The organism is Desulfosarcina sp. (genome assembly GCF_033791525.1).
Lineage (GTDB): Bacteria > Desulfobacterota > Desulfobacteria > Desulfobacterales > Desulfosarcinaceae > Desulfosarcina.
This window is the reverse complement of the sequence record NZ_JASJGN010000030.1, coordinates 1-4,255: the sequence shown is the minus strand read 5'-3', so window position 1 is coordinate 4,255 and position 4,255 is coordinate 1. Positions and strand designations below refer to the sequence as shown.

At 54.3% G+C, this 4,255-nt stretch carries 6 protein-coding genes, 1 tRNA gene and 1 pseudogene; 3 read left to right on the top strand and 5 right to left on the bottom strand.

Annotated elements, in window-relative coordinates; genetic code table 11:
* Positions 1-153, top strand: a 153-nt coding sequence (locus tag QNK41_RS22900) for an AF1514 family protein (protein ID WP_413815098.1), incomplete at its 5' end; no start/stop codon positions are given.
* A gap of 139 nt (positions 154-292) precedes the next feature.
* On the opposite strand, the gene QNK41_RS01435 is transcribed toward QNK41_RS22900, so the two are convergent.
* The 4 genes from QNK41_RS01435 to QNK41_RS01420 form a co-directional block, all read right to left on the bottom strand.
* Positions 293-538, bottom strand: a complete 246-nt coding sequence (locus QNK41_RS01435; RefSeq protein ID WP_319252996.1) for a hypothetical protein — start codon at positions 536-538, stop codon at positions 293-295.
* Positions 539-719: 181 nt separating this feature from the next.
* Positions 720-1,661, bottom strand: a complete 942-nt coding sequence (gene fmt / locus QNK41_RS01430) for a methionyl-tRNA formyltransferase (RefSeq protein ID WP_319252994.1) — start codon at positions 1,659-1,661, stop codon at positions 720-722.
* Positions 1,658-2,167 (bottom strand): peptide deformylase, encoded by a 510-nt coding sequence (gene def / locus QNK41_RS01425; protein WP_319252992.1) that lies wholly within the window; start codon positions 2,165-2,167, stop codon positions 1,658-1,660. Before def ends, fmt begins: the two co-directional genes overlap by 4 nt.
* 472 nt (positions 2,168-2,639) lie before the next feature.
* The gene (locus tag QNK41_RS01420; protein WP_319252990.1) at positions 2,640-3,587 is read right to left on the bottom strand and encodes a bifunctional riboflavin kinase/FAD synthetase; all 948 of its coding nucleotides are present in this window, start codon (positions 3,585-3,587) and stop codon (positions 2,640-2,642) included.
* 194 nt (positions 3,588-3,781) lie between these two features.
* Here QNK41_RS01420 and QNK41_RS01415 point away from each other — a divergent pair.
* Positions 3,782-3,868 (top strand) — tRNA-Leu (locus tag QNK41_RS01415).
* Positions 3,869-3,890: 22 nt separating this feature from the next.
* Here QNK41_RS01415 and QNK41_RS22895 read toward each other — a convergent pair.
* Complete coding sequence (locus QNK41_RS22895; protein WP_413815097.1) at positions 3,891-4,061, bottom strand: hypothetical protein; 171 nt, start codon at positions 4,059-4,061, stop codon at positions 3,891-3,893.
* Positions 4,062-4,118: 57 nt separating this feature from the next.
* On the opposite strand from QNK41_RS22895, the pseudogene QNK41_RS22890 reads away from it, so the two are divergent.
* Positions 4,119-4,255: pseudogene (locus QNK41_RS22890) on the top strand (IS66 family transposase); the annotation flags it as partial.

The following is a 4,255-nucleotide window of genomic DNA, read 5'->3' as shown; positions in this document are numbered from 1 at the left end:
TACCACAGCGGAAAAACCGGCGAATTCTGGCCCACTTACGATTGCGGCGGCGGCGGACGGCCGCCCTGGATTGTATTTGCCGAGGCCAGGGGCTACAACCTGAAGATCGACATCAACGACGGCGAGTATGAGTTTTTCTATTTGCGTTTTTAGCCCGCTGATCTACCTGCGGTGTCTGTGCGTGATTCTCTTGTAGCCGGAGATCGCGCATCGGGCTGTATCGATGAATTAAAAACCGGCCCGCAGCATGATATAACACCGTTTGCGACAGATCCCCTCGCGCCGAGCGAGATCATTTGAGCGCGTCACTGTGGCATTTTATGCAACCGGTGAATTGGGGGTGAGACGTCGGCGGCCCCGTGGGGTTCATGTCCGGGTGGTGACAGCTCAGGCACTCGGCATCGTCGGCCACCCCTTCGTGGATGTCGGGCGAGTTGAGCACTGACGGTCCGTGCACGCCCAGGTAATGCCGGTATGCGCATCCGCCCAGAACCACGAAGGCGATGCCGCAAACGATGATTCGCATGACAGTCTTCATTCTTTCTCCCTTATTACCCGATGAAATCGTAAAAAATCAGCATTTCCGACGGGTTCGTGAAAAGCCCGAGATCAAGGCTTGTGAACCCCGAGGAGTGAGGCGTACTTATGGTACGCCGCAGTGATGAGGGATGAAGCGTAACGCAGATATCGGGCCATATACGGGACCGTCAACATAGGGTTCAGCCCAGACAAGTACCATCCGGCAGGCGGCAGCCGCATAGAAAATCGTCGATGGGAAGGCGCTTGCCCGAGTCCCCTTGAATCTCCTGAATGGCGATGGCCCATTTGCCGGTGGCCACGCGAAGTTCTCCGGCAAAGCACTCGAGGATGGTTCCCGGCGGAACGCTGATCTCCCGTTCCAGAACGCTGGCTTTGAAGATCTTCAGGCGCATGTCGTCGCTGAAGGTATAGGCCCCCGGCCACGGGGTGACGCCGCGGATCAGGCATTTGATCCGTTCGGCCGGCATGGACCAGTCGATTTTCCCATCCTTTTTTTTAAGCATGGGGGCATAGGTCGCTTGCTCGTGCTCCTGGGGCGCTCGCTCCAGGCTGCCGTTCTGCAGCCTTTCCAGCGTCCGGATCAGCGTGCGGGCGCCCATCTCGCTGAGGCGGTCGTGAAGATCGGCGGCGGTTTCATCGGGTCCGATGTTGGTTTTTCCCATCAACAGAATGTCGCCGGTGTCCATGCCCTTGTCCATCATCATGGTTGTAACACCGGTTTCGCGGTCCCCGTTGATGATGGCCCACTGGATCGGCGCGGCACCGCGGTACCGGGGCAGCAGCGATGCGTGCACGTTGATGGACCCGGTGCCGGGAATGTCAAGCAGGCGCTGGGGTAGAATCTGGCCGAAGGCCACCACGATGAACAGATCCGGCGCCAGTCGGGTCATCTGCTCGTTAAAGGCGTGGTTTCTCACCTTCTCGGGCTGCAGAACCGGGTAACCATATTGCATGGCGGTGTTTTTGACCGGCGGCGGGGTCAGTTTGCGGCCCCGGCCTTTGGGCCGGTCAGGCTGGGTGACCACGGCCAGCACCTCATGGCCGCTGTCATGCAGGGCCCGAAGGGACGGCACGGCATAATCTGGCGTGCCCATAAAAACTATTTTCAATAGGCGATTCACTGCTGCTTCATCTCCTTTTTGACCCGGCGCTTGTACATTTGTCGCTTTAAGGTGCTGATGTGATCGATAAAAAGGGTGCCGTTGAGATGATCCAGTTCGTGCTGGATGACGATGGCCAGAATGCCATCTGCCTCGAAGCGCAGGGGGGTGCCGTCCCGGTCGACCCCTTCCACGAGGATGCGTTCGGCCCGTTTGACGTCCGCCCTGAAGTCGGGCACGCTCAGGCAGCCTTCGTTTTCCGAAAGGATTTCGCCCTCGCTGGTGATGATCTTCGGGTTGACCAGTACATGCAGGTCATGGCCATCTTCTCTCGAAGCGATATCATAGATGATAAAACTCTGTCCGATGCCCACCTGGGGGGCGGCCAGGCCCACACCGGGGGCCACGTACATGGTCGCGGCCATGCTGTCGAAAACGGTCTGCATCTCACCGTTGATATTCTCGACGGGCGCCGTCCGTTCTTTCAGGAAACTGTCCGGATAGGTAAGTATGTCTAACACGGTCACTGGGTGCACCTTATTTTTATCGTTGTCATCAGTCAACCACCCAATCTAACGCATATTTTGGGATTTTCAAACTAGAAGTTAACTAAAGAACGTAGATTGGTTTTAAAAATGGCAGTATTTCCACATTCTAATTCGCAGGTTTTCTGTTGTCGGACAAGGATTCGAACCCCCGACGTAAACGCATCAGAATGATCAAAGTGACAACCAAATGGTCGTTTGATTTTATTGGAGGGTTCAATTTATTTGAAAAATAGCGCTTGTGATTTGTTGCGGTCGGCTAATTTGAGCGATTGTCAATCTTGCTGCAGATACGAGGAAGATGGTGCTGCGCTATGTCTGTAATCGATACAATGGAATCCAGGAGAAAAAATCAGACTACTCGAAAGACGGATCGCATTCGGTCGTGTTCTTTTTCTAAAATCGCCGGAGCAATGCGACTCATCCTGGCTCCTGGCTCCTGACTCAGGATTCTTTATTTTCCAAAATGGGGGGCCAGAATCTGCCTGGCTTTGGCGATATCCCGGTCGATCTGTTCCACCAGCTCGGCGATGCCGGAAAACTTCTTCTCGTTTCTTAAGCGCTCGACAAAGTTGACCATGATTTTCTGGCCGTAAATATCCTTGTTAAAGTCAAGAATGTGGGCTTCCACGGTAAATATGTAGTCGTCGAAGGTGGGGCTGTAGCCGATGTTGGCCACCCCCGGATAGCGCTGCCCGTCATAATGGACGATAACGGCATAAACGCCGACCTTGGGGCACAGTTCGTCCTGCAGATTGATATTGGCGGTGGGGATGCCCAGCAGTTTGCCACCCCGGTCCCTACCGTGGGCCACGGTGCCGCGGATCTGGTAGTTGCGGCCCAGCATCTTGCGCGCTTTTTCGATCTGGCCGCCCATGACCAGTTCCCGGATGGCCGTGCTGCTGATGCGGTCGTTGTCGACGGTGGATGACTGGATCCAATCCGCCACGATCAACTTGAAGCCCATCTCTTCAGCGTATCGCCGCAACAGATCCACGTTGCCTTCGCGATTGTTGCCGAAGGTATAATCCTGGCCGACGACGATGGCCTTCATCCCGATGCGTTTCACGAGGATGTCCTCGACGAAGGTTCGCGCCGACAATGCGGCAAAGTCCATGGTAAAGGGGATGCAGATCAGCACGTCGATGCCGGCCTTTTGGATCAGTTCCTGTTTCTGCTCGTACAAGGTGATCAGGGGAGGGTGCCCGTTTCGGGTGATCACCCGGATGGGATGGGGATCGAAGGTCATGGCAACGGCCGTGCCGTCCATGGCTTCGGCCATTTCAATCACCTCGTGAAACAGGGCCTGGTGGCCGATGTGAACGCCGTCGAAATTGCCTATGGTAATTACGGCGGATTTGAAGGGTTCTTTTATGGTTTCGATGTTTTGTATAATTTTCATGATCTTTCAACTAAACGGAAATTGGGCTTGACCTTATCGATGCAACCGTCGGAGGGCTTTCGTTCCAAATAGTAATCACGCTTTGCGCTTTGTGATAATTTTTATGCAATGTTAGGGTTGACACGAAAAATAAAAAAATATAGTTAAATCATCTTCAGTTTGAAATCAACCCTTTTGAAATCGGGCTGAAACGTGCCGAAGTGGCGGAATTGGTAGACGCGCTAGGTTCAGGGTCTAGTGTAGGTTCCTACGTGGGAGTTCGAGTCTCCCCTTCGGCACCAATCAAACAAAAAAGCTGTAATCCTAACGGGTTGCGGCTTTTGTGTTTTTCAGGGTGCGCGTTGGGTGCGTGGAAGATTTGAGGATGGTGTTCCCAATGCTGGAAACAAAGTCGTGGTTATCCTGCGGAATTAAATGGCCATAAACGTCCATCGTGATAGCAATCGAGCTGTGACCGAGCTGCTTAGATACCATTTGGACCGGTGTGCCGGCGCGAAGGGCCAGAGTCGCAAACGTGTGCCGCAGATTCGGGCAGAACGGGCCTTGCGGTTTGGTGTACTGTGGCGCAAACGCAGTCTGGGAACCCAAAGCGAAAAAGGCGGACACTGGGTTGAGAGAATCCTTTCTTTGAAGGAAACCTGTCGGCTGCGTTCAAAACAAACCTACCC